The organism is Mesorhizobium sp. M0664, assembly GCF_040320565.1.
Lineage (GTDB): Bacteria > Pseudomonadota > Alphaproteobacteria > Rhizobiales > Rhizobiaceae > Mesorhizobium.
This window is the reverse complement of the sequence record NZ_JAMYPW010000066.1, coordinates 1-25547: the sequence shown is the minus strand read 5'-3', so window position 1 is coordinate 25547 and position 25547 is coordinate 1. Positions and strand designations below refer to the sequence as shown.

The 25547-nt window shown below is 63.1% G+C and carries 29 protein-coding genes; 16 read left to right on the top strand and 13 right to left on the bottom strand.

What is annotated here, in order from left to right:
- Positions 1–345: 345 nt before the first annotated feature.
- Entirely contained in the window at positions 346–2157 is a 1812-nt protein-coding gene (gene ade, locus NKI39_RS32060) for an adenine deaminase (protein ID WP_352836915.1), read from the top strand.
- A 130-nt stretch (positions 2158–2287) separates the two neighbouring features.
- Here the strand turns inward: ade and NKI39_RS32055 are convergent, their stop codons facing one another.
- From NKI39_RS32055 to NKI39_RS32045, 3 genes are all read right to left on the bottom strand, one after another.
- Positions 2288–3451: an alpha/beta hydrolase gene (locus NKI39_RS32055; protein ID WP_352637012.1), complete on the bottom strand. Its 1164-nt coding sequence runs from the start codon at positions 3449–3451 to the stop codon at positions 2288–2290.
- Positions 3452–3583: 132 nt separating this feature from the next.
- Complete coding sequence (locus tag NKI39_RS32050; protein WP_352451120.1) at positions 3584–4657, bottom strand: alpha/beta hydrolase; 1074 nt, start codon at positions 4655–4657, stop codon at positions 3584–3586.
- A gap of 104 nt (positions 4658–4761) precedes the next feature.
- Positions 4762–6156, bottom strand: coding sequence for a hypothetical protein (locus tag NKI39_RS32045; protein ID WP_352836913.1), 1395 nt, complete (start codon positions 6154–6156; stop codon positions 4762–4764).
- Positions 6157–6282: 126 nt separating this feature from the next.
- Between NKI39_RS32045 and ilvA the strand changes: the two genes are divergently transcribed.
- Both ilvA and NKI39_RS32035 read left to right on the top strand, forming a co-directional pair.
- Entirely contained in the window at positions 6283–7536 is a 1254-nt protein-coding gene (gene ilvA, locus NKI39_RS32040) for a threonine ammonia-lyase IlvA (RefSeq protein WP_352836910.1), read from the top strand.
- The gene (locus NKI39_RS32035; protein ID WP_352836908.1) at positions 7533–8105 is read left to right on the top strand and encodes a DUF1697 domain-containing protein; all 573 of its coding nucleotides are present in this window, start codon (positions 7533–7535) and stop codon (positions 8103–8105) included. The genes ilvA and NKI39_RS32035 overlap by 4 nt, the downstream gene beginning before the upstream one ends.
- Before the next feature lie 8 nt (positions 8106–8113).
- Here NKI39_RS32035 and NKI39_RS32030 read toward each other — a convergent pair whose 3' ends face one another.
- Together NKI39_RS32030 and gloA are read right to left on the bottom strand one after the other, a co-directional pair.
- Complete coding sequence (locus NKI39_RS32030) at positions 8114–8407, bottom strand: DUF2218 domain-containing protein (RefSeq protein WP_352836905.1); 294 nt, start codon at positions 8405–8407, stop codon at positions 8114–8116.
- Positions 8408–8485: 78 nt separating this feature from the next.
- Positions 8486–8926, bottom strand: coding sequence for a lactoylglutathione lyase (gloA, locus tag NKI39_RS32025; RefSeq protein ID WP_352836902.1), 441 nt, complete (start codon positions 8924–8926; stop codon positions 8486–8488).
- A 236-nt stretch (positions 8927–9162) separates the two neighbouring features.
- Between gloA and NKI39_RS32020 the strand changes: the two genes are divergently transcribed.
- The 4 genes from NKI39_RS32020 to NKI39_RS32005 all read left to right on the top strand — a co-directional run bounded on the left by NKI39_RS32020 (position 9163) and on the right by NKI39_RS32005 (position 11617).
- The gene (locus tag NKI39_RS32020) at positions 9163–9738 is read left to right on the top strand and encodes a cold-shock protein (RefSeq protein ID WP_352541457.1); all 576 of its coding nucleotides are present in this window, start codon (positions 9163–9165) and stop codon (positions 9736–9738) included.
- 19 nt (positions 9739–9757) lie between these two features.
- Entirely contained in the window at positions 9758–10321 is a 564-nt protein-coding gene (locus NKI39_RS32015) for a DUF192 domain-containing protein (RefSeq protein WP_352458459.1), read from the top strand.
- A gap of 20 nt (positions 10322–10341) precedes the next feature.
- On the top strand, positions 10342–11109 hold the full coding sequence (locus tag NKI39_RS32010) for an alpha/beta fold hydrolase (RefSeq protein ID WP_352472740.1): 768 nt from the start codon (positions 10342–10344) through the stop codon (positions 11107–11109).
- Between the two features lie 136 nt (positions 11110–11245).
- The gene (locus tag NKI39_RS32005; protein ID WP_352472741.1) at positions 11246–11617 is read left to right on the top strand and encodes a hypothetical protein; all 372 of its coding nucleotides are present in this window, start codon (positions 11246–11248) and stop codon (positions 11615–11617) included.
- Between the two features lie 42 nt (positions 11618–11659).
- On the opposite strand, the gene NKI39_RS32000 is transcribed toward NKI39_RS32005, so the two are convergent.
- Positions 11660–12274 (bottom strand): HD domain-containing protein, encoded by a 615-nt coding sequence (locus tag NKI39_RS32000; RefSeq protein WP_352684869.1) that lies wholly within the window; start codon positions 12272–12274, stop codon positions 11660–11662.
- A gap of 159 nt (positions 12275–12433) precedes the next feature.
- On the opposite strand from NKI39_RS32000, the gene cysE reads away from it, so the two are divergent.
- On the top strand, positions 12434–13282 hold the full coding sequence (gene cysE / locus NKI39_RS31995; protein WP_023717455.1) for a serine O-acetyltransferase: 849 nt from the start codon (positions 12434–12436) through the stop codon (positions 13280–13282).
- Positions 13283–13447: 165 nt separating this feature from the next.
- Complete coding sequence (locus NKI39_RS31990) at positions 13448–13651, top strand: DUF3126 family protein (protein WP_023674799.1); 204 nt, start codon at positions 13448–13450, stop codon at positions 13649–13651.
- Between the two features lie 264 nt (positions 13652–13915).
- Here the strand turns inward: NKI39_RS31990 and NKI39_RS31985 are convergent, their stop codons facing one another.
- On the bottom strand, positions 13916–14647 hold the full coding sequence (locus NKI39_RS31985) for a hypothetical protein (protein ID WP_352614207.1): 732 nt from the start codon (positions 14645–14647) through the stop codon (positions 13916–13918).
- Between the two features lie 119 nt (positions 14648–14766).
- On the opposite strand from NKI39_RS31985, the gene NKI39_RS31980 reads away from it, so the two are divergent.
- Positions 14767–15111: a DUF6949 family protein gene (locus tag NKI39_RS31980; RefSeq protein ID WP_254817711.1), complete on the top strand. Its 345-nt coding sequence runs from the start codon at positions 14767–14769 to the stop codon at positions 15109–15111.
- An 18-nt stretch (positions 15112–15129) separates the two neighbouring features.
- Positions 15130–15657 (top strand): gamma carbonic anhydrase family protein, encoded by a 528-nt coding sequence (locus NKI39_RS31975; RefSeq protein ID WP_352836898.1) that lies wholly within the window; start codon positions 15130–15132, stop codon positions 15655–15657.
- A 57-nt stretch (positions 15658–15714) separates the two neighbouring features.
- Here NKI39_RS31975 and NKI39_RS31970 read toward each other — a convergent pair whose 3' ends face one another.
- On the bottom strand, positions 15715–16461 hold the full coding sequence (locus NKI39_RS31970) for an SDR family oxidoreductase (protein WP_352836895.1): 747 nt from the start codon (positions 16459–16461) through the stop codon (positions 15715–15717).
- Between the two features lie 30 nt (positions 16462–16491).
- Positions 16492–17679 carry an MFS transporter gene (locus NKI39_RS31965; RefSeq protein ID WP_352766734.1) on the bottom strand — a complete coding sequence of 396 codons (1188 nt, stop codon included), beginning with the start codon at positions 17677–17679 and terminating at the stop codon, positions 16492–16494.
- Positions 17680–17775: 96 nt separating this feature from the next.
- Here NKI39_RS31965 and NKI39_RS31960 point away from each other — a divergent pair, with 96 nt between their 5' ends.
- Complete coding sequence (locus tag NKI39_RS31960; RefSeq protein WP_352614203.1) at positions 17776–18672, top strand: LysR family transcriptional regulator; 897 nt, start codon at positions 17776–17778, stop codon at positions 18670–18672.
- A 301-nt stretch (positions 18673–18973) separates the two neighbouring features.
- Here the strand turns inward: NKI39_RS31960 and NKI39_RS31955 are convergent, their stop codons facing one another.
- From NKI39_RS31955 to NKI39_RS31945, 3 genes are all read right to left on the bottom strand, one after another.
- Positions 18974–19573, bottom strand: coding sequence for a transglutaminase-like cysteine peptidase (locus tag NKI39_RS31955; protein WP_352836918.1), 600 nt, complete (start codon positions 19571–19573; stop codon positions 18974–18976).
- Between the two features lie 261 nt (positions 19574–19834).
- Positions 19835–20452, bottom strand: coding sequence for a PilZ domain-containing protein (locus NKI39_RS31950; RefSeq protein ID WP_352458466.1), 618 nt, complete (start codon positions 20450–20452; stop codon positions 19835–19837).
- 117 nt (positions 20453–20569) lie between these two features.
- Positions 20570–21208, bottom strand: a complete 639-nt coding sequence (locus NKI39_RS31945) for a PAS domain-containing protein (RefSeq protein ID WP_023674809.1) — start codon at positions 21206–21208, stop codon at positions 20570–20572.
- Positions 21209–21601: 393 nt separating this feature from the next.
- Here NKI39_RS31945 and NKI39_RS31940 point away from each other — a divergent pair, with 393 nt between their 5' ends.
- The 4 genes from NKI39_RS31940 (at position 21602) to NKI39_RS31925 (ending at position 25131) form a co-directional block, all read left to right on the top strand.
- Positions 21602–22372, top strand: a complete 771-nt coding sequence (locus NKI39_RS31940; protein WP_352541382.1) for a rhomboid family intramembrane serine protease — start codon at positions 21602–21604, stop codon at positions 22370–22372.
- Positions 22373–22472: 100 nt separating this feature from the next.
- A complete protein-coding gene (locus NKI39_RS31935) occupies positions 22473–22904 on the top strand; it encodes a CBS domain-containing protein (protein WP_023674810.1) in 432 nt (143 codons plus the stop codon).
- Positions 22905–23093: 189 nt separating this feature from the next.
- Positions 23094–24641 carry an Asp-tRNA(Asn)/Glu-tRNA(Gln) amidotransferase subunit GatB gene (gene gatB, locus NKI39_RS31930; RefSeq protein WP_352836892.1) on the top strand — a complete coding sequence of 516 codons (1548 nt, stop codon included), beginning with the start codon at positions 23094–23096 and terminating at the stop codon, positions 24639–24641.
- Position 24642: 1 nt separating this feature from the next.
- Positions 24643–25131, top strand: a complete 489-nt coding sequence (locus NKI39_RS31925) for a GNAT family N-acetyltransferase (RefSeq protein WP_352836889.1) — start codon at positions 24643–24645, stop codon at positions 25129–25131.
- Between the two features lie 16 nt (positions 25132–25147).
- Here the strand turns inward: NKI39_RS31925 and NKI39_RS31920 are convergent, their stop codons facing one another.
- Positions 25148–25315, bottom strand: coding sequence for a hypothetical protein (locus tag NKI39_RS31920; RefSeq protein WP_352836886.1), 168 nt, complete (start codon positions 25313–25315; stop codon positions 25148–25150).
- Positions 25316–25547 lie beyond the last annotated feature (232 nt).

Sequence of the window (25547 nt, the reverse complement as noted above, 5' to 3'; positions counted from 1 at the left end):
ATCCCGAACCTCCCGGCGCAAAGCGCGCCAAACTGTTCGCGATGTCCTCGCACACCTGTTCGCGATGTCTCCGGTCCAAACACCCACAAGGGGGAGGGAGACTTCCGTTGGCGCTGACCTCGGCAAATTTGCCTGCCTTTCGGCGCCAAAAGGAGAAGTAAGGGCGCGCGGCAGCATTCCCTCCCCCTTGTGGGGAGGGTTAGGGTGGGGGTCCATCTTCGTAAGAATCCAAATGCGATAGCCCTGCCTCGAGGGGGGAGATCTGCAACTTCGCCGTCCGCGCTTACTTCCTCGCTGGTCAAAATCCTCGCGGCTTGGCACAGTCGGGCAAAGAGGAGCCTGTTGATGCCGAAGACCGCCAATGCGACGAAACCAAAACCCTGGGCTGAGATGGCGACGCATCTGGTCGATGTCGCTATGGGTCGCAAACCCGCCGATCTCGTCATCCGCAACGGGCGCTGGGTCAACGTCCATTCGGGCGAGATCATCGCCGGCACCGACATTGCCATTGCCGGCGGCCGCTTTGCCTATTGCGGGCCGAACGCCGGCCATGCCATCGGCCAGGGCACTAAGGTGGTCGATGCCGGCGGCCGCTATCTGGTGCCGGGGCTTTGCGACGCGCATATGCATGTCGAGAGCGGCATGGTGACGGTGACGGAATTCTGCCGCGCCGTGATCCCGCACGGCACCACCTCGATGTTCATCGATCCGCATGAGATCGCCAACGTGCTCGGCCTGCCGGGTGTGCGGCTGATGCATGACGAGGCGGTCGCCATGCCGGTCAACGTGCTTGTGCAGATACCGTCCTGCGTGCCCTCCGCCCCGGGGCTCGAGCATGCCGGCGCCGAGCTGACCGTCGCCGACGTTGCCGAGGCGATGACCTGGGAGAACATCATCGGGCTCGGCGAGGTGATGAATTTTCCGGGCGTCGCCGCCAATGATCCGGTGATGTCGGGCGAGATCGCGGCGACGGTGAGGGCCGGCAAGACCGTCGGCGGGCATTATGCCTCGCGCGATCTCGGCCTGCCGTTTCACGGCTACGTCGCCGGCGGCCCCGAGGATGACCACGAAGGCACGCGCGCCGAGGACGCCATCGCGCGCGTCCGCCAGGGCATGAAGGCGATGCTGCGGCTGGGCTCGGCCTGGTATGACGTCGCCTCGCAGATCAAGGCGGTGACCGAGAGCGGGCTCGACCCGCGCAACTTCATCCTGTGCACCGACGACAGCCATTCCGGTACGCTGGTGCACGAAGGCCATATGGACCGGGTCGTGCGCCACGCCATCAGCCAAGGGCTGACGCCGGTGACGGCGATCCAGATGGCGACGCTCAACACCGCCCAGCATTTCCGGCTGGAGCGCGAGATCGGCTCGATCGCGCCGGGACGGCTCGCCGATCTGCTGATCGTCTCCGACCTCGCCGAAATGACCATCGACGAGGTCTATGGCCGCGGCGTCAGGCTGGCCAAGGGCGGCAAGCTCGAAATCGACATTCCGGCCTACGACTATCCGAAGACGGCGAAGAACACCGTCAAGCTCGGCAGGAAGCTCAAGCCCGGCGACTTCGACATCGCCGCACCCATGGGCGCCAACGAGGTGCGGGTGCGCGTCATCGGCGTGATCGAGAATCAGGCGCCGACGCGGGCGCTGGAGGCCGATCTTGGGGTCGAGGACGGGCTGGTCGCCATGGACCGCCGCAACGATGTCTGCCAGATCGCGCTGGTCGAGCGCCACAAGGGCACCGGCGGCGTCACCAACGCCTTCGTCTCCGGCTTCGGCTATATCGGCGACTGCGCCATGGCATCGAGCGTGGCGCATGATGCCCACCACATTATCGTCGTCGGCACCAACAAGCAGGACATGGCATTGGCGGTGAACCGGCTGGGCGAGGTCGGCGGCGGCGTCGTGCTGTTCTCCAACGGCAAGGAGCTGGCGCTGGTCGAAATGCCGATCGCCGGGCTGATGTCGGACGAGCGGGCGGAAATCGTCGCCGCCAAGGCCGACAAACTCAGCGATGCAATGCGCCAGATGGGCTGCTCGCTGAACAACGCCTACATGCAGCACTCGCTGCTGGCACTGGTCGTCATCCCTGAGCTCAGGATTTCCGATGTCGGCCTGATCGACGTGACGACTTTTCAGAAGGTTGATTTGTTCGTTTGAAGAATCACTGAACCCTGGAGGGACAGCGCCCCCCTCTGTCCGGCAGGACAGAGGGGGGCGCGAAGGATCGCTGCAGAGCGTTTTTGTTGACAGCTGCCAATCACCGGCGTGATTGGCAGCAGAGGTCGGCTCACCCGCCGGTGGCGATGGTCAGCACTTTGAACGGCGTGGTGATGACGATTTCGGCGACCGAACCGACGGCCTTGCCGAGGCCCTGGCCGAGATTGTCGAGCTGGGCCGGCGCGGTCTCTTCGGAGGCAAGGCCGGCCGGCGCGCGCAGGCGGTCGCCGAGCAGCTGCACCAGGAACGGGTTGTCGGCGAATTTGGCGTGGTTCAGCCGGTCGCCGCCCTTGGTCTTGGTCAGGTCGACCACCGAGACGCCATAGCTGGCGAGGTCGGCCGCGTCGCCATAATCGCCGACGCGTGGCTTGTCGCCAGAGATCAGGGTCGACAGCCTGAGCGCCCGGTCGTCGCCCGAAAGCAGCACGGCGAACGGCTTGTCGGGCTTGCCGTAGCGGATCATCTGCTTCTTGAACACGTCGACGTCGATGTCGGGTGAGGCCAGGATGACGTAGCCGAGCTTACCGCCGAGGTCGCGGTCGCCGGTGATGGCAAGCTGGCGCAATGCTTCCATGGTCACCCAGGTCCCCATCGAATGGGCAATGATGTCGATGCTCTTGGCGCGGCTCTTGGCGAGCATGCGCAGCGTCGCTTCGAGATCGTCGCGCGCCGCATTGGCGCTTTCCTTGTCGTAGATGTAGCCGGTCGTCTTGCCGCTCGACGCCCACGAAAACAGCACCGGCGTTCCTGGGTATTTCGTGTCATGCGCGATCTGCGTCAGCCGGTAGATGCCGTCGTCGAAGCCGTTGTTGAAGCCGTGCACGAAAACCAGCGCGCGGTCGCCGCGCATGGCGATGTCGGCGCCGACCGCCTTGGCGAATTGCGGGGCGCCTTCGTAGAAGGTGACGCCGGTCGCCGTGAAATCCTTCGCCGGATTGCTGTTGGCCGAGCCCTTGACCCGCTCGATGGCGCCGAGCTGGTGGATTTTGGGCACCGTCACCTCGACGCTGGCAAAGCTGGTGGTCGGCGAACGGTCGCCGTCGAACACCTGCCGGGGCTCTTTCATTGCCTTTTGCCGGGTTGTGGCGACGAAGATCTTGTGCGTCGCCGCAATGTCCGAAGCAGGCACGATGATCGTCGTCTTGTTGAGCAGATCGTGTGTGTTCTGGCCGGCGCAGCCGGTAACCGCGAGCGCGAACGCAACGACGAGAAAGATCTTCGAAGGCACGATCACGCGGGCTCCCGCAAAGGCGACGTCGAGCCGGAGACGTCTTGGCCTATTCGATAGAGGCAGAGGCCGGCACGGTCCAGTTCAAACTGTTCCGATTGTGCGGCAATGGTCAACGGTCGCTGCCGCGCAATGCAGCTATTGTCCGACCGAGGCGATGCGGTCTGTCACTTCGCGGTCGCTGGCAAACCCGTCATCCTCGCGCAGCTTCTGGCCGATCAACTGCACCAATTCCGGATTATCGGCGAATTTGGTGTGGTTGAAGCGGTCGGTTCCCTTGACGCTGGAGAGATCGACGACCGACACGCCATAGCTGGCGAGGTCGGCGGCGTTCTTGTAGTCGCCAACGCGCGGCCGCGCACCGGCGATCAGGCCGGAGAGCCGCAGCGCCCGGTCGTCGTCGGAGAGCAGCAGGATGAACGGCTTGTCCGGCTTGCCGTAGCGGCGCATCTGGCTCTTGAACACGTCGACGTCGATGTCGGGCGAGGCCAGCACGACGTCGCCGAGCTTGCCGCCCAGATCACGGTCGCCGGTGATGGCGAGCTGGCGCAACGCCTCCATGGTAACCCAGGTCCCCAGCGAATGGGCGACGATGTCGATGCGCCGCGCGCCGGTCTGCGCCAGCATTCTCAGCGTCACTTCCAGCTGGTCGCGGGCAACGCTGGCGCTTTCCTTGTCGTAGACGTAGTCGGTGGTCTTGGCGCCCGACGCCCAGGAAAACAGCACCGGCGTGCCCGGATAGCCGGAATCATGGGTGATCTGGGTGACGCGGTAGACTGCGTCGTCGAAGCCGGTGTTGTAGCCGTGGACGAAGACCATGACACGGCCGCCGCGCGCCGCGATGTCGGCGCTGAGGGCGCTGGAGAATTTCGGCTGGGTGTCGTAGCCGACGACCTCGGAAGCCATGAAGTATTTGGCCGGATCGTCCGACTTGCCGCGTGAGCGCCGCTCGATCTGGCCTGTCTTGTGGATGCCGGGGACGGTGACGTTGACGCGGGCATAGTTCAGCGTCGCCGAACGCTCGCCGTCGAAGACCTTGTTGGGATCGTCGGAGCGCTTGCGCGTCGTGGCGATGAAGATCGAGTGATTGCCGGCGATTTCCGTCACCGGCACCGCCATCATGGCGCTGCCGAGCAGTTCCTCGGTTTGGCGGCCGCCGCAGCCGGCGAGCAGCGCGGCAAGGACAATGATGCAAATCGTCTTCAAGGGCACTTAAGCAATTCCACTCCGGCCTGACCAAAGGCCCATCCACCTCCGCCGCACCTCCCGGACAGGCGAAGTGCGGCAGAAGTAAGTCGCAGGCGCCCGAAATGCGCTCAGCGCCCCGCGACTGCCATCGCACTGTTGCGCGAAAGCCAGAACGGCGGCAGGAACGCCGGAATGTTGGAAAAGGGCAGCACTTCCGGCTTCAGCCTTATGCCGAGCACGTCGGTCATGAAGGCGCGGCGCGCCTCGATGCGGCGCCAGGCCTCGGGAAAGCGCGCCGCGATCTCTTCGCGCAGCGCCTCGTCGGCCAGCGCGATGCCGTCCTCGATGTTTGTGGTGAAATAATCGGTTCCGGTCGCCGGGATGATGTCGACCTGCAAGGCCATGCCCGACTTCAATCTGATGTCGGAGCCGGAAAATACCGGCGAATGCATCCATTCGTCGATATGGATGAGATGGCCGGGGTTGAGCGCTACGCCGAAGAACCAATCGCCGATGCGCTCGTGCACAGCTTGCCACAACGCGCCGCCGGGAACGCCGATGCCGACCGTCTCGTACCAGTCGACGACGGCGCAGAAATAGGGCGCGACCAGCTTCTCGACATAGTCCTGGATGCCCCTCGGAAGCTCGGCCGCGTCCTCGACCAGAAAACCGGCGCGGGCATTGAGCGAGCCCTGGATGCCATAGGCCATGGTGATCGGGTCGCCGCGCTTGATGACGTCAAGACGCGGGCTTGGCAGGCCATAGGCCGCCCGCCCGCCGGCCGACAGCATCGGGTGGCAGCATTGCGGCAGGCCGTTGATGCCCATCAGCCGCGCCGCCTGCAATTCGGTCATGCCGGGTTCGATGCCTTGCAGGACATTGCGCAGGCCTTGCGAGGAATAGGTCGCGGCGAATTCGAACGCGGCCAGTTGGTCGGCCTCGTTGATGGCGCGCAGGCCGTCGGCAGGGTTCATCAAAAGGTTCGCCGCGTTGATGATCACGCCCCTATCGCCGGCAAGGCTGCGCAACGTGTCGGCGATGAAGGACGGCAGGTCGAGCGTCGTTTCGCCAAAACCCGCATCGCCGGGGCCGAACGGCTTCCAGCCGATGGCGCCGATGCGCTGGCCGGCTTTCAGGCCGCAACCGACGAGGATGTCGGCCAGCGCTTGCGAGCGGTCGCGCGGCTGCGCCGGCAGCGAGAACGTCTGGTAGAGCACGCGCTCGTAAGGCCCGTCGCAGATCTCGGCATAGCCCCAGCCCTCATTGCCGACCAGCAGCTTCGGCGGCTTACCGGGAACGATGACCAGCAGCGTCTCCTCGAAGCGAGGATCGTAGCCGCAGAGGTAGGCGACATTGGCCGCATGTTCGCGGTCGCCATAGACGACGAAGGCATCGAACCCGCCGCGCGCGACCAGTGCCGCTATACGGGCCTCGTAGGTGGCGCGCGTAACCAGTGGCATCACCGTCGGCTCGCCGAACTCCGGCAGCGACACGGTTTTCCGGGCCACCGATGCGACAGGCATGAACACACGCTCCTAACGGCCAACGAGGTTTTGGGAACACCCTTTCGGGTGGCCGGACAATGGCTTCGCGAGGCCGGATATGCAATAGCGGGACCGAATTCGCCTAGCCTGTGGGGTGCTCCAGCCATGACCAGTTTCTCCTCTCGCGTCGCTGCCGCCGCTGCGGCGATCCGCGAGATTTTTCCGGAGACGCCGCTGCAGGAAAACGACTATCTGTCGAAGAAGACCGGCGCGCGGGTGCTGCTGAAGCGCGAGGACCTAACGCCGGTGCGCTCCTACAAGATCCGCGGCGCCTTCAACTTCTTCCGCAAGACGCTCGCCGCCGGCAACGAGGCCGAGCTGTTCGTCTGCGCTTCGGCCGGCAATCATGCGCAGGGCTTTGCTTTCGTCTGCCGCCATTTCGGCAAAAAGGGCGTCGTCTTCATGCCGGTGACCACGCCGCAGCAGAAGATCGACAAGACGCGGCTGTTCGGCGGCGTCTTCGTCGAGATCAGGCTGGTCGGCGATTTCTTCGACGACTGCTACCGCGCGGCACTTGAATTCACCGAAACTGCCGGCGCCCACATGGTGCCGCCGTTCGACCACAAGGACATCATCGAAGGGCAGGCGACCGTCGCCTATGAGATATCAGGCCAGATGCCCGGCGCGCGCATGGCTGATATCGTCATGCTGCCGGTCGGCGGCGGCCTGGCCGCCGGCGTCACCCATTATTTCGCCGACCAGCACCGCGAAACGCGCTTCGTCTTTTGCGAGCCGGCCGGAGCCCCGAGCCTGAGTGAGAGCCTTGCCGCCGGAAAGCGGATCAAGCTCGCCAAGGTCGACAATTTCGTCGACGGCGCAGCAGTGGCCGAGATCGGCCGCGAGCCGTTGCGCCACCTGAAGGAGTTTGCCGCCGACACCGTGCGGCTGATCCCGGAAAACCGGCTCTGCGCAACCATGATCGAAATGCTCAATGTCGAAGGCGTCGTGCTCGAGCCGGCCGGCGCGCTGGCGATCGATGCGCTCAAGGATTTTTCCAGGAAGGAAATCAGGGGCAAGACCATCGTCGCCGTGGTGTCGGGCGGCAATTTCGATTTCGAGCGGCTGCCGGATGTGAAGGAACGGGCGCTGCGCTTCGAGGGCTTGAAGAAATACTTCATCATCCGCTTTCCGCAACGGCCCGGCGCGCTGCGCGATTTCCTCGAATTGCTGGGTCCCGACGACGACATCGCCCGCTTCGAATATCTGAAGAAATCGGCGCGCAATTTCGGTTCGGTGCTGATCGGCATCGAAACCAAGGACCGCCGCAATTTCGACCTGCTCAAGGCGAATTTCGACGCCGAGAGCGTCCATTACCAGGACATCACAGACAACGAGACGCTCGCCGGGTTCATCATATGAGCAGCAACGATCTTCCGAACGCTCAGGCGAAGGTTTTTATCGCGCTGTTTTCCGGCATCAATGTCGGCGGCAACCGCATCGTCAAGATGGCGGAACTCAGGTCATTTTTGGAGCAGCTCGGCTTCTCCGATGTCGCCACCTATGTGCAGAGCGGCAACGCCGTGTTCCGGTCGCCAGATGGCGATACGGCGACGCTGACCAAGCGGTTGGAAGCGGAATTCGAGAAGAAATGGGGGTTCCATTCACGCATCATGGTGCGCGATATCGGCTGGCTCGAGCGGCTGGCGGCCGACAATCCCTATCCGGAAGTGGCCGGCGAGCCGACCAAGCTGCATGCCTATGCGCTGGAGCGCCGGCCGACCGCCGAGGAGGTCGCCCGGCTGGCGGAAAAATGCACCGGGCCAGAACGCTTCGAGATCAAGGGCGACGTGCTCTACCTGCATGCGCCTGACGGGCTCGGCAAATCCGTGTTTGCCAATCAAATTCCGCGCGTTCTGAAGGTGCCGGGCACGGCGCGCAATTGGCGCACCGTGCTGATGCTGCTGGACATGGCCAAGGCCGGCGGTTGACAGGTCGTCTACGTGGCCGGAGCGCGTTTCCAGTCGAATGCCAGCTCTTCACGGAAGGCGAAGCGCTTGATGTGCTCGGCGACGACCGTTTCCAGGCGCTCGAGCGAGCCGGCTTCATCGGTCGTCACCGCAATGTGCAGCGCAGCCGGGTCGGCATCGAGAACCGTGCGGCCGAGCGTCAGATCGATGGTGCCGTGGTTCGGGTCGAATTCGACGGGAAACTTGTGCGCCCAATGTTTGCACAGCTGCTGCAGATAGCGGCTGGCATGTTCGGTGGCGACGTCGACATGGCTGGCCGGCATGAATGAATTCTCCTTGGGAATGCGGACGCAAAAACCGAACCAGGGCCCGCCTGCGTCCGTTCAAGATGGCGTGATCGGTTACCAGCTGCCGGTGTTCGGCATCGACGCCCACGGCTCGGCCTTCGGCTTGGCCGGACCTTTCTGCAACAGCTCGATCGAGATGCCGTCCGGCGATTTGACGAACGCCATGTTGCCGTCGCGCGGCGGCCGGTTGATGGTAACGCCATTGTCCATCAGCCGCTGACAGGTGGCGTAGATATCGTCGACCTCATAGGCGAGATGGCCGAAATTGCGGCCGCCCTTGTAGTCTTCCGGGTCCCAATTGAAGGTGAGCTCGACCAGCGGCGCTTTCTCGCTGATGCCGCTCTGCTCGTCTTCGGGGGCGGCGAGGAAGATCAGCGTGTAGCGGCCCTGCTCGTTTTCATGGCGGCGCACCTCCTTGAGGCCAAGCTTGTTGCAGTAGAAATCGAGCGAAGCATCGATGTCGGCGACGCGGACCATGGTGTGCAGATAGCGCATGATTTCCTCCTTATGTTGCGTTGCGGCGCAACATAGGGGCGGCCCGGCCAAAGGGCAATTGGCCACGCTTGCCGGCGCCGGCAAACGGCAAATCCGCTATTCCTGTACGGAACCGTGAAAAAAGGCACGTCAGGTCTTGCACACACCGGAAGCCGCGGTGTTAATCTGATACCAAGAATCAGTTGCGGTGTTTGTTGAAAAAAGGGGGCGTTCTTATGGGGGAAAAGGCCTCTTTCATGGGGCGGGACGGGGCCGGTAACGATGCGTTGAAGCGGGATGAGAGCGCCGATACGGCCGATCTCATCGAAATCGCCGGCGCCATCAAATGGTTCGACGTGGCCAAGGGCTACGGTTTCATCCTTCCCGATGATGGTACTTCGGGCGACATCCTCCTCCATGTGACATGCCTTCGAAAGGACGGTTTTCAGACCGCCCTGGAAGGCGCCCGTGTCGTCTGCCTGGTCAAGCAGGGCGAGCGCGGGTTGCAGGCCTTCCGCGTGCTCTCGATGGATGTCACCACGGCGGTGCATCCGGCGGAGCTGCAGGAGCAGCGCACCCATGTCGCGGTGACGCCGGAAAGCGGCCTCGAACGGGCGCTGGTCAAATGGTTCAACCGCACCAAGGGGTTCGGCTTTCTGACCCGGGGCGAGGGCACCGAGGACATTTTCGTCCACATGGAGACGCTGCGCCGCTACGGCATCACCGAACTCCGGCCGGGCCAGGTGGTGCTGGTCCGCTTCGGACGCGGCGACAAAGGCCTTATGGCTGCCGAAATTCACCCCGATATGGGTACCTTGCCGGTCTCGCATTAGTTCCGGCCGAGGATTTCATATGGCTCACAGCAACCGGCTGACGGCGGGCGCGCTCTGCGCCGGGATTTTCCTCATCGTCGCCGCAAGTGCGTTCTTCTATTTTCAGCAACCGAGTTCCGCCGACGGCAAGGCGATGATCCTTCCCGTCGACCCGGCGCCGCTGGTCGCGGTGACAAAGGCCGGCGAGCGTTCTTTTTCCGTGGAAATCGCCGACACGCCCGCCGAGCGCGAAGCCGGGCTGATGTTCCGCCGGCACATGGCCGACAATCACGGCATGCTGTTCGTGTTCGGCGCGCCGCAGGATGTGAGTTTCTGGATGAAGAACACGCCGATGCCGCTCGACCTGATCTTCGTCGGACAGGACGGCCGGATCCGGGCGATCGAGCAAGGCGAGCCGCAGTCGGAGGCGATCATCTCGCCGGACGAACCGGTGCGCTTCGTGCTCGAGCTCAAGGCGGGCACGGCCGCCAAAAAGGGCATTAAGGACGGCGACCTGCTGCGCCATCCGGCCATCGGCACGGCGCCGGGGCCGGCCATGCCGCCGCCCGACAAGGGCGATGCGCCGAGTGTCGATTCCGACTGAGCGGGCAGGATCTTCAGCCGATGCAGTTCTTCTCACATGACGGTTTCGACCTTGCTTTCCTTGACCGCCAGCCGGCATCGGGGCAGGGCGATCCGGTGCTGATGATCCACGGCTTTGCCTCGAGCCATTACGTCAACTGGGTGTCACCCGGCTGGTTCAAGACGCTGAACGACGCCGGCTATCGTGCGATCGCCTTCGATAATCGCGGCCATGGCTCGTCGTCGAAGAGCTATGACGAAGCTGACTACACGCCGGCAAAAATGGCGTCGGACGCGGCAGCGCTTTTGAACCATCTCGGCATCGAACGCGCTCATGTCATGGGTTACTCGATGGGCGCGCGCATATCGGCCTTCCTGGCGCTCTCCGACCCGGATAAGGTGGCGACGCTGGTCTTCGGCGGTCTCGGCATCGGCATGGTCGACGGCGTCGGCGATTGGGATCCGATAGCCAACGCCCTTCTGGCCGACGATCCGTCAGGCACCAGCGATCCGCGCGGCCGCTCGTTCCGCGCCTTCGCCGATCAGACCCGCAGCGATCGCCGCGCGCTCGCCGCCTGCATCGCCACCTCGCGCGAATTGCTGAGCGAGGCCGACATTGCCCGCATTGCCCAGCCGACCTTGATTGCGGTGGGAACCAAGGACGACATCGGCGGCTCGCCGGATGAACTCGCCGCCCTGATGCCGAACGCCAGGGCTTTTCACATCGAAGGCCGCGACCATATGCTGGCGGTCGGCGACAAGACCTTCAAGCAGCGCGTGCTGGAGTTTTATGCCGAGCATCGGTTTTGATGGATGGCTCCCCAAAAGCGGCCATTGGGCCTGAAGCTGGGGTTCTTAGCGGTTTTGCAACGATACGGGAGTAACTAAGCGTGACGCGTGGATCGGTTCAAACCCGCAACGCGCTGAACGAGGGGCAGGGGGTACGATGGCACAATGGGGAAGAAGCGACGCCGCTTTGCTGGGCGTCGTTGCGAAAAGCAGGTTCGGCGAATGGTCCGTTGTTCTAGCGCTGGCTGCATTGGTGGCAGGCGCGATGGCGATCACCGCGTTGATGGCAATGCCCAGCGACGCGTCCGTGCTTATCCAGCACAGTGTGACAGGCTTCTTCATGGCGGTATTTTTCCTGGTCGGGCCATTGGCGCATCTTACCGGCGCGGTCTTCGGGCTGATGGCGCTGGGTCGTCCAAACGACAATCGTTTGCTCGGCCTGGCTGGCATCGTGGTCAACGGCGCGTCGCTTGCCGCCGGGGTGTTTATGCTGTGGGCCATGGCATCGACCATAGGCGCGTTTACGTGATTTCGGGCAAATCTTCCGGACGCAAGTGGCCGACGCGTCGGGCTACGATCGGCGCGGGCTGTGCCCCAGCGCCGTGAGCGAGCGCGCCATGTTATGCCGGGCCTGGGTTTCGAAGCGCCGGCGGAATTCCTCGCTGTGGAAGATATGCGGACGCGCGAGGAAGCCCTCTAGCACTGCGGCACGGCCGGCCCGCCACATCGGCTCATCGACCCACTTATATTCGCGGCGGACCGCCTGTTCATAAGCGTCGAACGCCTCGGGCGCAGCACCCAGGATCGCCAGGTCCATGTCGAGGAACAGCGCCGCGTCGCGAACCGAATGCTGGTCGCCAAGGGGCGGCAATTCGTGGCCGGCGGTGGCAGTGATCATCGCCGCGATGTGGCCGAGGCGTTGTGCATCGGCGCGACCGGCGAGCTTTTCCTCGGCAAGTGCGGCACTTCTCGCCTCATTGTCCTTGGCGCGGCTGTCGTAGATCGCGTCGTGAAACCAGATCGCTGCCTCGACTGCTTCAGGATCATGCAACAACGCCTTGTAATCATTGGCCAGCGCCAGCATCGCCTCGATGTGGCCAAGGTCGTGGTAGTGGCGATCTTCGGCCTCATAGAGCGCGGAAAGCTCGCGCTTCAGGGTCTCGTCCATCAAGGTTGCGTTTTCCATGGCTGCTTGAAATTCCGCCAACCAAATCCATTTCACCAAGCACTAAGGAAAATTGAGTTCACCCGTGCTATGATCTGGCTTATAGGTGCGGCCGGAGAATAGGCAAGCCGCCAACCGAGACATTGGATGGCCGAGACATTGGATGGCCGGAGACATCAGATGAACAGCGTTACGATTTCCCGTCCCACCAGGGTGCAGCCGGTAGATCCGATCTGGCGTTCGATCCGCGACGAAGCGATGGAAGCGGTCAACCGCGATCCGCTGCTGGCGGCGTTCCTCTATTCGACCATCCTCAATCAGGAAAACCTGGAAGAAGCGGTCATTCACCGGCTGGCCGAGCGCCTCGCCCACCAGGACATCGGCTCCGACCTCATCCGCCAGACGTTCAAGGCGATGGCGGCCGACGACAAGGACTGGTCGACGACGGTGCGCGTCGATATCCAGGCCTATTACGACCGTGATCCGGCATGCGACCGCTTCATCATGCCGGTGCTCTACTTCAAGGGTTTTCACGCCATCCAGACGCACCGGCTGGCGCATTGGCTGTGGAACCAGGGCCGTCAGGACTTCGCGCTGTATTTGCAGAGCCGGTCGTCCTCGGTGTTCCAGACCGACATCAATCCGGCTGCCCGCATCGGCAAGGGCATCTTCCTCGACCACGCCACCGGCCTCGTCGTCGGCCAGACGGCGGTGATCGAGGACGACGTGTCAATCCTGCACGGCGTGACGCTGGGCGGCACCGGCAAAGCCGGCGGCGACCGCCATCCCAAGATCCGCTACGGCGTGCTGATCGGCGCCGGCGCCAAGATCCTCGGCAACATCGAGATCGGCCATTGCTCGAAGATCGCGGCCGGCTCGGTGGTGCTGTCGCCGGTACCGCACAACAAGACGGTTGCCGGCGTGCCGGCCCGCGTCGTCGGCGAGACCGGCTGCGACCAGCCTTCGCGGCAGATGGACCAGCTGTTGCCATCGCAGACGATGGACCACGTCGTCAGCTTCGACATCTGAGTGCTCGGGCAGGGGCTTGTCACGTCGGACCAACTATCGATGTCGGCGCCGCAGCACAAACCTGAGGCGATTGCCCCTGTTCTCTCGCCGGCTTGCCTTTACATGGCCATTGTCGACGTGCCAGAAGCGCGCTCAAACGAAGAAGCCGACGATCGGAGAAGACTGTTGAAGCCGGACGAAATCAGAAAGCTGGACGCCTATTTCAAGCGCACCTTCCAGAACCCTAAACTCGAAGTGAAGGCGCGGCCGCGCAAGGAAGATTCGGCCGAGGTCTATGTCGGCGACGAGTTCCTCGGCATCGTCTTCAAGGACGAGGACGATGGGGACTATAATTTCTCGATGGCGATCCTCGACATCGATCTGGCCTGAGCTGGGAGTTTAGCTGGCCGCTACGCCTCAAGTGCTGCGGCGGTACGGAACCTTGCAGGACGCCGGTGGGACAGCGCCCCCTCTGGCCTGCCAGCCATCTCCCCCACGAAGGGGGAGATTGGCAGCCTCGGCGCTGCGCTCTTCCTGCAACATTGGAGATTGGCGAAAGCCAAGATGACGGCCGATCTCCCCCCTCGTGGGGGAGATGTCCGGCAGGACAGAGAGGGGCGCGAAGGATCGCTACGGAATGGCTCGTTTCGTTGCTTATCGCCCGGTCTTCTGCACACGCGCTGCTTCGGCAGAAATCGCCGCGTCGAGCCCCTGCCAGTCGCCCAGGAATTCCCGGGGGAAGCGGTAGGTGAGGCTGAGATTGTCGCCGACCAGGATGTCGCGTTCGCAGGGCGCCAGCGATTCGTCCGCGCTCGGGCCGCTCAGGCAGCGTGCGACGAACGGATCCTCGCCGGGGCGATCGGCGACCGCCAGCACTTCGTTGAGATAGCCTGATTTTTCGCTGAAGGCGTAAAGCGTGGTGCCGCCAGGGCCGGGCGTACCCGGCTTGGCGATCAGCGCGCTGTAGATCGGCGCGAAGCGGCCGCTCATGTCGCGCGACATCATCTGCGGCTCGAACGACAGGAAGACGATGTCCTTGCTGGGTCCGGTGTGGTTGAAGTCGTTGCGGGCAGCCTCGCTGTAGCCATCCATCTCGGGATAGCGCAGATAGAGGTCGAGTCGCGAGGCGATGCCGTCGCGCCGGGCCTGGGCAAAGCGGATGACATTGGCCGGCACGGCGATGACGTTGTTGCCGATGACGACCCTGTGGACCGTGGTGTCGTCGGTGTACCCGGCCATGGCGATCGAGCGGCCGAACCATTTGCCGCCGAGGCTGATCGCCACCGAAACCAGCGCCAGCGTCGCGAATGCATAAAACACCCGCCTCATCAGCGTCGAATCGACGACGCTGAGTTGCGGGCCCTCAGTGGCGGCTGCCTGCTTCATCACAATCCTCGTTTGCCGTGCCATCGGGTGTGCCTGAACGGCACATCTCGGCGCGGCACGGCTCTTGCTTCGCAGCTTTGCGGGCGACTGTGCGATTTCATGGTAAACGGAGGGTAAAGATGGGCCCCGTCGAACAAATCATATTCAGTTTTATGGCTGGGCTGACGGCTTGCGGCCTGGCCGGATCGGCGATGGAGCTGATCGCCGGCCGCAGGCTTGCCTTCGTCCAGCCTTATGTATCGTCGAAGCACATGCTGCGCTCACTCGCCGCAACGGCTTGCGCCGGGCCGCTGATGTTCGCCAACGAGGCGCTGGACGCCTGGCGCGAGCGTCGCATCTCGGTGCTGGGGCTGATCTCCTGCGGCTGTACGGCGACCATCTGGGCACTGGCGCTGGGCATGGTGGTGATCGCCATTGCGTCCTGGGCGGCTTCGCTTCTAGGGTCTGGCAGCTTGTCGGTGTGAGACGATCTGGAGACAGCAATGCCGATCTACGCGATTGACGGAAAAGCGCCCGCCTTCGACGACGCCGACAGCAACTGGATCGCGCCCGATGCCACCCTGATCGGCAATATCAGGATTGGCCGCAATGCCGGCTTCTGGTTCGGCGTCGTCGTCCGCGGCGACGACGAGCCGATCGTCGTCGGCGCCGACACAAACGTGCAGGAGCACACAATCATGCACACCGACGCCGGCTTTCCGCTGACCGTCGGCCAAGGCTGCACGATCGGCCACCGTGCCTTGCTGCACGGATGCACGATCGGCGACAACAGCCTGATCGGCATGGGCGCCATCGTGCTGAATGGGGCGAAGATCGGCAACAACTCGCTGGTCGGTGCCGGCGCGCTGGTCACCGAAGGCAAGCAATTTCCCGACAATTCGCTGATCGTCGGCTCGCCCGCGCGCGTCGTCAGGATGCTCGACGAGGACGCAGTCGCCAGGCTGCGCGCCTCGGCCGCGCATTATGTGGCAAACGGCAGGCGGTTCAGGGCGGGGCTGAAGAAGGTCTAGCCGACCCGGAAATGGCGGAGCCGGGCCTTAAGATACCGAAGCATAACCCCTTCCAAGTCAAACCGGCTGGGCGGTCGGCCGGAACAAGATCTCGTTGATATCGACGTCGTCGGGCTCGTTGATCGCGAAGGCGACCGTTCGGGCAAACGTATCTGGCCCCACGGCGATCTTGCTCACGAAGTCCCTGGTCCCCTGCTGGATATCCTTCTCGCTGATATGCTCGAGCAACTCTGTGCTGACAGAGCCTGGCGAGATCACCGTGGTGCGGATATTGTAGGGTTTCACCTCTTTCCGCAGACCCTCGGATAGCGCACGCACCGCGAACTTGGTGGCGCAATAGACCGCCGCACCCAGGTCGACCACATGGCCGTATACGGACGAGACATTGATAATGTGCCCCGATCGCTGCTCCTTCATGTACGGAAGCGCGGCCGCGATGCCGTAAAGGACGCCCTTGATGTTGACGTCGATCATCCGGTCCCATTCGTCGACCTTGAGCCGTTCGAGCGGGGCCAACGGCATGAGGCCCGCATTGTTGAGCATCACGTCGATGCGGCCGAATTCCCGGACCGCCGTGTTCACCAGATTCTGGACCTGGCCGGCGTCGGTGACGTCGGTAGTAACGGCCTTGGCTTTGTGCCCAGCGGCGGTCAGTTCCTGGACAAGGGCGTCGATGCGGTGTGACCGCCGTGCACCCAGGACCACGGAAGCGCCTCGTGCGGCAAGATGGCGTGCCGTCGCTTCACCGAGGCCACTGCTGGCACCGGTGATGACGACGACCTTGTTCTCGATTCCTTTGGACATGAGATTCTCCTAGACAAGAATTGAAAGAGTTCAGGTGCGGGGGCCGGCCGAGGCGGCGAGCAAGGCCGAGCCCGTGAGCAGGACGGCGGCGAGAAGGAAGGCGCTCCACCAGCCGGCCACGTCGAACAGCAGGCCTCCTGCAATAGCGCCGCCTGCGATCGCGAACTGGATCAGGGCGACCTGGAGTCCGCCCCCGGCCTCCAGGTCTTCAGGGATGAGCGTGCTCATCCAGGTGTTCCACGCCACCGGGATCGGGGTAGCGAACAGTCCCCAAAGAACCAGCAGGCCGGCCGTGGCGCGTGCAAACGGTCCAAAGGCAATCAGCAGTAGAGCGAAGACCGCGAGTGCACTCGGCAGCCCGATCAGCACGGCTGTGAGGTGCTGCCGGAGTATGAAGCCGACAATCGACAGTCCCGCCACGCCACCGAGGCCGACGCCCAATAGAGCCAGTGAGAGGGTGTTGACCTCAAGGCCCGTCACGTTTTCCAGAAACGGCCGCAGATAGATCGAGAGCGCGTTCTGCCCGATGAAAGCGAGCCCGGTCGCGCCCATGCCGATGGCGAATCTGCGATTCCGCAGCAGGCCGAACATGCTCGACACCGAGGCGATCTCTATCGGCGGCATCTTCGGGAGAACGGCCAACTGCCACACGAGCGCCGCAAGGCCGATGGGGACAGTGACGAAAAAGGTTCCCCGCCATCCGATCAGCGATCCGAGGAAGCTGCCGACGGGCGCGGCGATCACCAATGCGAAGGCAGTGCCACCCTGGAGCAAGGCAATGGCCTTGGGCAGGTCGGGTCCCGCGGCCAGGCGGGCCAGAATGGCCGTCGACAGTGACCAGAAACCGCCAATCGCGATGCCCACCAGCGCCCGCCCGGCCAGGAAGACCAGGAAGTTGGGAGCAAGCGCCACCGCCAGGCTCGATGCGGCCAGCACTGCCGTATAGACCACAACCACCGTCCGTCGATCGACGTTTCGCAACAGCGAGTTGCCGAAGAGGCTGGTAACCACGGCGAAGAATCCGGATACCGCGATTGCCTGGCCTGCCTGACCCTCGGAGACGGCCAGATCCTGAGCGATCGGGGTGAGCAGGCTCACCGGGAGGAACTCCAGTCCGACCAGAAGGAAGGTCAGCAGCGACAGGCAGACCACCGCAGACCATGGGGTCGTCCCGCTGTCAGCAGCAGTGGCCTCGTCCAGCACGAAATCGATGGTCATAAGGCAGTCTCCTGTCCGTTCCCGAACTAAGTAGTCGGGCTGGCCAAATGCGACTAGCGGGTATAATTTTGATGTGGTTGTGAATGAGGCTCATCAATGCCACGCGACGAGTTCGCCGAAATGCGCGCGTTCCTGGAGATCACCCGGACGCGGAGCTTCACCCGAGCAGCCGCCAAGCTCGGGGTCACTCCTTCGGCCCTTAGCCACACCATCAAGTCGCTGGAGTCGCGGCTTGGCGTCCGTCTTCTGTCTCGCACCACGCGCGACGTGGCCCCGACGGCGGCCGGTCAACGCCTCAAGGAAGGCATCGAACCGCATTTCGAAGGCATCGCGGCTGAGGTCAGCGCTCTCGGCGTCCTTCGCGACAGGCCGTCCGGCAACATTCGCCTGGTGTGCACCGACGATTCGGTCGACATTGTCTTCCGCACCCGGCTGCCAAAGTTCCTGAGCGACTTCCCCGATATCAATGTCGAGTTGGTGGTCGACAACGCCTTCACCAACATCGTCGAGCGCCAGTTCGATGCCGGCGTGCGTCTGGGCGAGTCCATTGCCCGGGATATGGTAGCCGTGCGCATCGGAGCCGACGTGACCTACACTGTGGTCGGCTCACCCCATTACTTCGCCCACCGGACACCGCCGGAGACGCCGCAGGAGCTGACCGACCATAACTGCATCAACTACCGGCTGCCGACGTCAGGATCGGTCTATGCCTGGGAATTGCGGGAAGGAGCGCGCGAGTTCAGTGCTCGGGTCGAGGGGCAACTGACGCTTAACAACATGGGGCCGGCGATCCAGGCCGCGCTTGACGGAGTGGGCTTGGCCTATCTGCCGCGCGAACTCGTCCTTCCACACATTGAGAGTGGCCTTCTCCAAGAAGTCCTGACCAAATGGTGCCCAACGTTCCAGGGTTACCACCTGTACTATCCAAGCCGGCGCCATCCCTCTCCGGCGTTTTCCGCCTTTGTCGACGCGTTCCGTATCAGGGGCAAGTAACAGCGTTTCGACGTCAAACGGGAGCTCGTATCCCACAAACGATCGTGAGACAGCTTGGATGACGAAGCGCAGTTGGAGGCAAAGCCGAGATAACTTTATCGAGATGTGTTCCGCCAAAAATGGTGGAGCCGGCCCGGGGACGGGGCCGGCTCCTTAAACCCGGTCGTTGGGGACGGGGAGGGTGGGGACTCGACCGGGTTTCTCCTCAAGCGCGAAGTCATGCGACGCACTTAACCTCTGCTTTATGCATGTCGTTATCCCAAAACCGCTACGCGCTTTTGGGCGACATGCCTTGGCGTCCTCAGCGGACGCTGGCGACCGCGTCGGAGCGGCCGTCGTTGATCGTCACCCAGGCGCCGGAATTCCGCTCGGACTGGCGCTTCAGGTAGGTGTAGCCGGTATTGGTCCAGGACAGCACCTTGGGCTGGAGATTGTCGAGGATGAACTCGCCAAGGCTGGTGCGCACGGTCAGCACCGCATGGCCGTCGCCATTGCGCTGGCGCACCACCGTCATCAGCAGATCGCCGGCCGGCACGCCGATGCTCATCAGCTCGCGGCGCTTTTCCAGCGCATAGTCCTCGCAGTCGCCGAAGCCGCTATTGGGAAAAGACCAGACTTCCTCCTTGCCCCACATTTCCATGTCGGTGCGCGGCGCGACCCTGCTGTTGACCGAATTATTGATCTTGACGATCGTCGCCCACAGCTTGCGGGTCAGCTCGACGGGCGCCCGGCCAGGCGTCCTCTGATTGCATTCCTGCGGAAGCTGCTGGCACATTTCGTAGTGTCCGACCGGCTGCGTGGTGCGGCCGCCGGTGTGCATGAAGGCCGGCTCCGCCGCGTTTACAGTCCCCCAACCGAAAAGCTGCATCGCTATTGCCGCCAGCAACAGCTTGCCCCTCATCCTGTTCATTATTCAGTCTCCCCGTTTGAGGAGACAATGACACGGCTGGATTTATTTGACGCAAAAGCGCGAAGTAGACATTAAGTAAAACGCCGATAGAATAAACATAAAATTTGACGCAATTGAATATAGAATTGTTTAAGGATTCCAGCCGGGCATGTTCCCATGCTTCGTCGCACCGTTCGAACAACTGGGATGGCGGGACAGAGGGGGCGCGAAGGATCGCCAGCCTCTCTTCCCGATAGTGCTAACGCTTCCGCGTCAGCCGCGCGATGAGCTGAATTCGGTATCGAGCGTTTCCGGCCGCTGGATGACGGCGAACTCTATGGCGACGCCATCTTCGAAATGCCGCACTATCTGGCCGCGCATGGTGCCCAGCGTCACCTGGACGCCGATGGCCGGCTTGACGTCGATCTCGATCGCCGCGCCCGACAGCGACAGGTCGATGATGCGGCACTGGTACTGGCGTCCGTCGGCAAGCTGCAGCACGCTCGTCGGGTTGCGCGGTGCGACGCGTTCATGGCGGCGGTCTTCCGGCAGGTCGAGCTCGTGCTTGTTGGCAAGCCAGGTCAGTTGCGCGGCGAGCTTGTCCCTCTTGCGCTCCGACGCGATGACGGTCATCGCAAAGCCATCCTGCAGCGTGCGGGTGATGACGCCTTCAATGCGGCCGATGTGATCGATATAGGCAATGACCTTTTCGCCAGCCAGGCCGGCGCGCTCGGTGCGCAGCGCAACGTTGCCGGGCGACATGTCGACCACCTGGCAGGGATGTTCGGTGCGGTCTTCCAGCATGAAGCGTCCGTAAATTTTCACGCGGACGCGCTGAAAGTTACGCCTTTCAGCTTGGGACGGCGCATGGTCGACCGCCGCTGACCTCATCACTGCCATACCCCGTTCGGCATTCCGCGCATGGATGCGGGGAATTTCAGCGGAAAACTACAACAAAGCAGGTTAACAAAGGGGAAAGCCCGGCGCCATTGCTTTAAGCTTTAGGCATCATTCCTCGCGTCCGCCGTCGAAGACGACCAGGTGACGGATGCGGCGGGCCTGGCCGAGCGCCGAAATCGTCTCGGGCGGGTCGAATTCCGACGGGGCGAGCGAGGGAACCTCTATCGCCGGCCGGTTCCCCGGGAACATCGGCTCCTTGTCGGGATCGACGACGCGGATCGAATCGATCAGCGCGTCGAGAACCGGGTCGGCGCCCAGCCAGAAGGGCTTTTCGACGGCACTTATAACACCGAGGCAACGCGGGCTCTCGACACCGCCGTCGAGCGGCAGCGCGAGCAGCTCGAACCTGTTGGAACGGCCGCTGCGGCTGAAACCCTCGTAGGTGATGAGCACCACCGATTTCAGGTCGAAGACGCCATCGGTCAGCTTCGAAATCAGCCGCTGGTCCTTCTCGCGCCACAGCGAAGGGAATGAAAACCCCTTGAGTTCGCGGCCATAGACCGCGCAGAGCCTGGTGCCGGCCAGCCGGAACACCGCTTCGCCGCGCGTGTCCTTTTCCAGGATGAACGTGTCGGCCAGCAGCGACTTGATGTCGGCGGGTTCGACTTCCGAGCGCTTCGGGGCAGGGCGTCCGTCACGCAACCGGTTCCAATAATGGAACAGCGTGATCGATCCGGTCTGGTTCATGCTAATGCTGCTCCGCGCATTCTGTCTTCTGATGTCCCATCGGTGAACAGAAGGGCGCCCTCCGAAGACCTACATGCGTTGCGGAGCAGGATGCGTGCCAGCATCGTTAATACTTGTTCACGGGTCGGGGCGGTTAAGGTTAACAACTGGTTTACGTTGCGCGCCGGCCAGGCCTGTGGCACACCAAAACCACTCCAGAAGCGGTCGTTTTGCGACGATCGGCAGCACTTCAGTCAAGAGTTCAGGGGGAGCAAGGGGGCTCGACCAGCCGTTCAAGGGAAACCTTGGACGGCTTCTTTTTTTGATTCGGGGCTGCTGATTCGCCGTTTGTGATTCGGTTGGCCGTGATCTACATGCTCGCCAAGTCCAATCCAGCGACTGAGTGCAAGCCATATGAGCGACCCAGAAAGCCCACCGGAGATCGAGCAGGGTCAGGGTGGGCCTGCCGCCCGCGAACCGGAGCAGCGCCGCGAACCGGTGTTCAACCTGCCGCCCGTGGTGCTGGCGGTGATCGGCATCTGCGTCGCGGTCCATCTGATCCGGGTCTATTGGCTGACCGACGACCAGGACTTCGAACTGCTTGTCCGGGCTGCCTTTGTCCCCATCCGCTATTCGGGCCGCTTCGATCTGGATTTCTTCGCGTTTTCGAGCCCCTTTACCTATGCCTTCCTGCATGGCGGCTTTGCCCATCTTGCCATCAACATGGTGTGGCTCGCGGCCTTCGGCTCACCGTTGGCCAACCGCTTCGGCGCGCTGCGCTTCAGCCTGTTCTTCGCCGCGACCGGACTGGCGGCGGTGGCGTTGTTCTGGGCCATGCACCCGCTTGGCGAGGCGCCGCTGGTCGGCGCCTCCGGCGCGATTTCCGGCATGATGGGCGCGGCGGCACGCTACGGCTTCCGCATCGACCGATCGTCGGGCAAGGCCGCCTTCGCCGGCCAGCCTTTGCCGATGGCGGCGGTGCTGCGCTCGCGCGGCGTCGTCACCTTTCTCGCCATGTGGATGGTGATCAACCTCGCGACCGGCCTCTTCGGCCTGGCGCCTGGCATTGACGGCCAGATCGCCTGGGAAGCCCATATTGGCGGCTTTCTTGCCGGCTTTTTCGGCCTGCGGTTTTTTGATCGGCGAGAGCAGGTGCCCCGGCAGGCGGACGAGCCGGAGACCTGAGACGACCGCACTTGAAATGCAACCGTTCGCGGCGCACCATGTTCATCCCAGGGCAAGCCGGCCAGGGCAGGAGCCGGCAGGAAATGCAGAGGAGGACGCCATGACTGTTAAGGCAATTCTCGAGGCAAAAGGCCACGACGTGGTGACGCTCGGGCCGAACGAAAAGCTCAGCGAAGCCATCCGCATGCTTTCCGAACACAGGATCGGCGCGCTGGTCATCACCAACGGCGATCACAAGATCGTCGGCATTCTTTCCGAGCGCGATGTGGTGCGGGTTCTCGCCAAAGAGGGGGCGGCGGCGCTCGACCTTGCCGTCCGCTCGGCGATGACGCCCAAGGTGAAGATCTGCAATGAGAACCACACCGTCAACGAGGTCATGGAGATCATGACCAAGGGCCGCTTCCGCCATCTGCCGGTGGAAAAGAACGGGCTGCTCGACGGCATCGTGTCGATCGGCGACGTGGTCAAGCGGCGCATCGAGGATGTCGAGCGCGAGGCCGAGGAGATCAGGGCCTATATCGCCACGGCATAGGTGACGGCGGCCGGGTTGCCGGCAGGTCGATTTTTCAAGCTGCTATCGCAGTTCGTCGCGGCAGGTGCGGGCCTGTGCCGCGTCGGCGCCTGCGGCTTTGCGCTTGTCTCTTTTGGCGGTTTGCACTAGCGAAGTTGCACAGCAAAATATGCGTTCTCGCATATCCGCAATTTCAGTATGCAGGCCCTTATGAGCATTATCGACACCCGCACGCCCGACGCCAAGCGCCTGGTTCCCGGCGCCACCGGCGACTGGGAGATCATCATCGGCCTCGAGGTCCACGCGCAGGTGACCTCGCAGGCAAAGCTGTTTTCCGGCGCCTCGACCATTTTCGGCGCCGCGCCCAACGCCAATGTCAGCCTGGTCGACGCGGCGATGCCCGGCATGCTGCCGGTCATCAACGAGGAATGCGTCAAGCAGGCGATCCGCACCGGGCTGGGCCTGAAGGCCGAGATCAACCACAAATCGGTCTTCGACAGGAAAAACTATTTCTATCCCGACCTGCCGCAGGGCTACCAGATCTCGCAGTTCAAGCAGCCGATCGTCGGCGAGGGGAAGGTGATCGTCTCGGTCGGCCCGGACCGGCAGGGCGAATTCGAGGACATCGAGGTCGGCATCGAGCGCCTGCATCTGGAGCAGGACGCCGGCAAGTCGATGCACGACCAGCATGCGACGATGTCCTATGTCGATCTCAACCGCTCCGGCGTGGCGCTGATGGAGATCGTCTCCAAGCCGGATATGCGCTCCGCCGATGAAGCCAAGGCCTATGTCACCAAGCTGCGCACCATCGTGCGCTACCTCGGCACGTGCGACGGCAATATGGACGAAGGCTCGCTGCGCGCCGACGTCAACGTCTCGGTGCGCCGGCCCGGCGGCGAATTCGGTACGCGCTGCGAGATCAAGAACGTCAACTCCATCCGTTTCATCGGCCAGGCCATCGAGTACGAGGCGCGCCGCCAGATTGCCATTCTCGAGGACGGCGGCAAGATCGACCAGGAAACGCGGCTGTTCGACGCCGTCAAGGGCGAGACGCGCTCAATGCGCACCAAGGAAGAGGCGCATGACTACCGCTATTTCCCTGATCCGGACCTTCTGCCCCTGGAATTCGACCAGGCCTATGTCGACGCGCTCGCCAAGGAATTGCCAGAACTGCCGGACGAAAAACGCGCCCGTTTCATGAAGGATTTTGGGCTCTCGGAATATAATGCCGACGTTCTGACGTCGGAGTTGGCAGATTCAGAATATTTCGAGAAGGTGTTGGAGGCTGTTCGCGCTGAGGGTGTGGCTGTTGAAGAAAAGCAAGGCGCTGGCCATACCGTCGCTCATGGAATTTCGAACATGATCGTCAACGAGGTGTTCGGTGCACTTAGAAACGCCGGCGTTGCTATCGGCGAATGCCCTATCTCACCCAGCCAGTTGGCTTCCATTGTCGTCCTGATGCGGGAAGGCACCATCTCCGGCAAGATCGCCAAGGATCTGTTCGAGATCGTCTGGAACGAGGGCGGCGATCCGCGTCAGCTGGTCGAAAGCCGCGGCATGAAGCAGGTCACCGATACCGGCGCCATCGAAAAGGCGGTGGACGAGGTGATCGCGGCCAACCCGGACAAGGTCGAACAGGCGCGCGCCAAGCCGACCATGGCCGGCTGGTTCGTCGGCCAGGTGATGAAGGCGACCGGCGGCAAGGCCAATCCACAGGCGGTCAACGAGCTGGTCAAGGCCAGGCTCGGGATCGAGTAGGATGTTCGTCCGCACCGCCGGCGAGCGCGATCTTGCGGCGGTGCGCGCATTGCTGGTCGAGACATGGCATGCCACCTATGATGCCATCTACGGCGCGGCGCGGGTTACCGAAATCACCGATGAATGGCATTCGATCGCCGCGCTCAAGGCACGGCTGACGCGGCCCAACTCGGAGTTCCTGCTCGCCGATGACGGCAAAAGCATCGGCGGCATGGCTTTCGCCGCCGCCACCACGGATGCCAGGATCGTCATGCTGAACCAGCTTTACGTGCATCCGGCCTGGCAGAGGCAAGGCATCGGCCAGGCGCTGCTGGACGAGATCGAGGCCAGCTTTCCGGAGGCCCGGACGCTGCGCGTCAAGGTCGAGGAAGCAAATGCTCCGGCCGTCGCCTTTTACCGCTCGCGAGGGTTCTTGCCCGCCGGCAACACGGCCGATTGCGGCGGCGCCTCGGGCTTGCCGGCGCTGGTTTTGGAGAAGCAACTCGGATAGCTCGTTCGCCTGACGCTCAGTTGCGTTTCTCAGGCAGGTTGGAGCAGCCGGCAGCGAGAAACTCGCACGGCAGGCTGCCGCCGCCGCCCGACGTGTGCGGGGGCGTGGCGGCTTCGATTTTTTCCACCTCGTAATATTTCGAGGTGACGCCCCATTTTTTGACGCCCTGGCACGTCGAGCGCACGCCAACCTCCGTCGCCTTTGCCACAGTCTTGTAATAGGTGGTGATCCGGCAGGATTGGCTGACCGGCAGCGCGTTCGCCGGGCTCGTGACCGGCGGCAGGAAGTTCGGGAAGGCAAGCAGCGAGATTGCCGCAATGATCCTGACGGCGAGTTGTGTGCGTCAAGTTCTGCAAAATGGCGTGGCATTGCGTTGACGTCGGCGTGTCCGCCGCGCAGCCCCCGTGTTTAGCGGA

Coding starts and splice junctions, on each gene's coding strand:
- NKI39_RS31950 (WP_352458466.1), bottom strand. CDS start 20,452: ATGAGGTCAGCGGCGGTCGACCATGCGCCGTCCCAAGCTGAAAGGCGT.
- gatB (WP_352836892.1), top strand. CDS start 23,094: ATGAGCATTATCGACACCCGCACGCCCGACGCCAAGCGCCTGGTTCCC.
- NKI39_RS31925 (WP_352836889.1), top strand. CDS start 24,643: ATGTTCGTCCGCACCGCCGGCGAGCGCGATCTTGCGGCGGTGCGCGCA.
- NKI39_RS31965 (WP_352766734.1), bottom strand. CDS start 17,679: ATGACCATCGATTTCGTGCTGGACGAGGCCACTGCTGCTGACAGCGGG.
- NKI39_RS32005 (WP_352472741.1), top strand. CDS start 11,246: ATGGCACAATGGGGAAGAAGCGACGCCGCTTTGCTGGGCGTCGTTGCG.
- NKI39_RS31955 (WP_352836918.1), bottom strand. CDS start 19,573: ATGAGGGGCAAGCTGTTGCTGGCGGCAATAGCGATGCAGCTTTTCGGT.
- NKI39_RS32035 (WP_352836908.1), top strand. CDS start 7,533: ATGAGCAGCAACGATCTTCCGAACGCTCAGGCGAAGGTTTTTATCGCG.
- NKI39_RS31945 (WP_023674809.1), bottom strand. CDS start 21,208: ATGAACCAGACCGGATCGATCACGCTGTTCCATTATTGGAACCGGTTG.
- NKI39_RS31970 (WP_352836895.1), bottom strand. CDS start 16,461: ATGTCCAAAGGAATCGAGAACAAGGTCGTCGTCATCACCGGTGCCAGC.
- ilvA (WP_352836910.1), top strand. CDS start 6,283: ATGACCAGTTTCTCCTCTCGCGTCGCTGCCGCCGCTGCGGCGATCCGC.
- NKI39_RS32010 (WP_352472740.1), top strand. CDS start 10,342: ATGCAGTTCTTCTCACATGACGGTTTCGACCTTGCTTTCCTTGACCGC.
- NKI39_RS32030 (WP_352836905.1), bottom strand. CDS start 8,407: ATGCCGGCCAGCCATGTCGACGTCGCCACCGAACATGCCAGCCGCTAT.
- NKI39_RS32020 (WP_352541457.1), top strand. CDS start 9,163: ATGGGGCGGGACGGGGCCGGTAACGATGCGTTGAAGCGGGATGAGAGC.
- NKI39_RS31960 (WP_352614203.1), top strand. CDS start 17,776: ATGCCACGCGACGAGTTCGCCGAAATGCGCGCGTTCCTGGAGATCACC.
- ade (WP_352836915.1), top strand. CDS start 346: ATGCCGAAGACCGCCAATGCGACGAAACCAAAACCCTGGGCTGAGATG.
- NKI39_RS32000 (WP_352684869.1), bottom strand. CDS start 12,274: ATGGAAAACGCAACCTTGATGGACGAGACCCTGAAGCGCGAGCTTTCC.
- NKI39_RS31940 (WP_352541382.1), top strand. CDS start 21,602: ATGAGCGACCCAGAAAGCCCACCGGAGATCGAGCAGGGTCAGGGTGGG.
- NKI39_RS31985 (WP_352614207.1), bottom strand. CDS start 14,647: ATGAAGCAGGCAGCCGCCACTGAGGGCCCGCAACTCAGCGTCGTCGAT.
- NKI39_RS31980 (WP_254817711.1), top strand. CDS start 14,767: ATGGGCCCCGTCGAACAAATCATATTCAGTTTTATGGCTGGGCTGACG.
- NKI39_RS32045 (WP_352836913.1), bottom strand. CDS start 6,156: ATGCCTGTCGCATCGGTGGCCCGGAAAACCGTGTCGCTGCCGGAGTTC.
- NKI39_RS31975 (WP_352836898.1), top strand. CDS start 15,130: ATGCCGATCTACGCGATTGACGGAAAAGCGCCCGCCTTCGACGACGCC.
- cysE (WP_023717455.1), top strand. CDS start 12,434: ATGAACAGCGTTACGATTTCCCGTCCCACCAGGGTGCAGCCGGTAGAT.
- NKI39_RS31935 (WP_023674810.1), top strand. CDS start 22,473: ATGACTGTTAAGGCAATTCTCGAGGCAAAAGGCCACGACGTGGTGACG.
- gloA (WP_352836902.1), bottom strand. CDS start 8,926: ATGCGCTATCTGCACACCATGGTCCGCGTCGCCGACATCGATGCTTCG.
- NKI39_RS32015 (WP_352458459.1), top strand. CDS start 9,758: ATGGCTCACAGCAACCGGCTGACGGCGGGCGCGCTCTGCGCCGGGATT.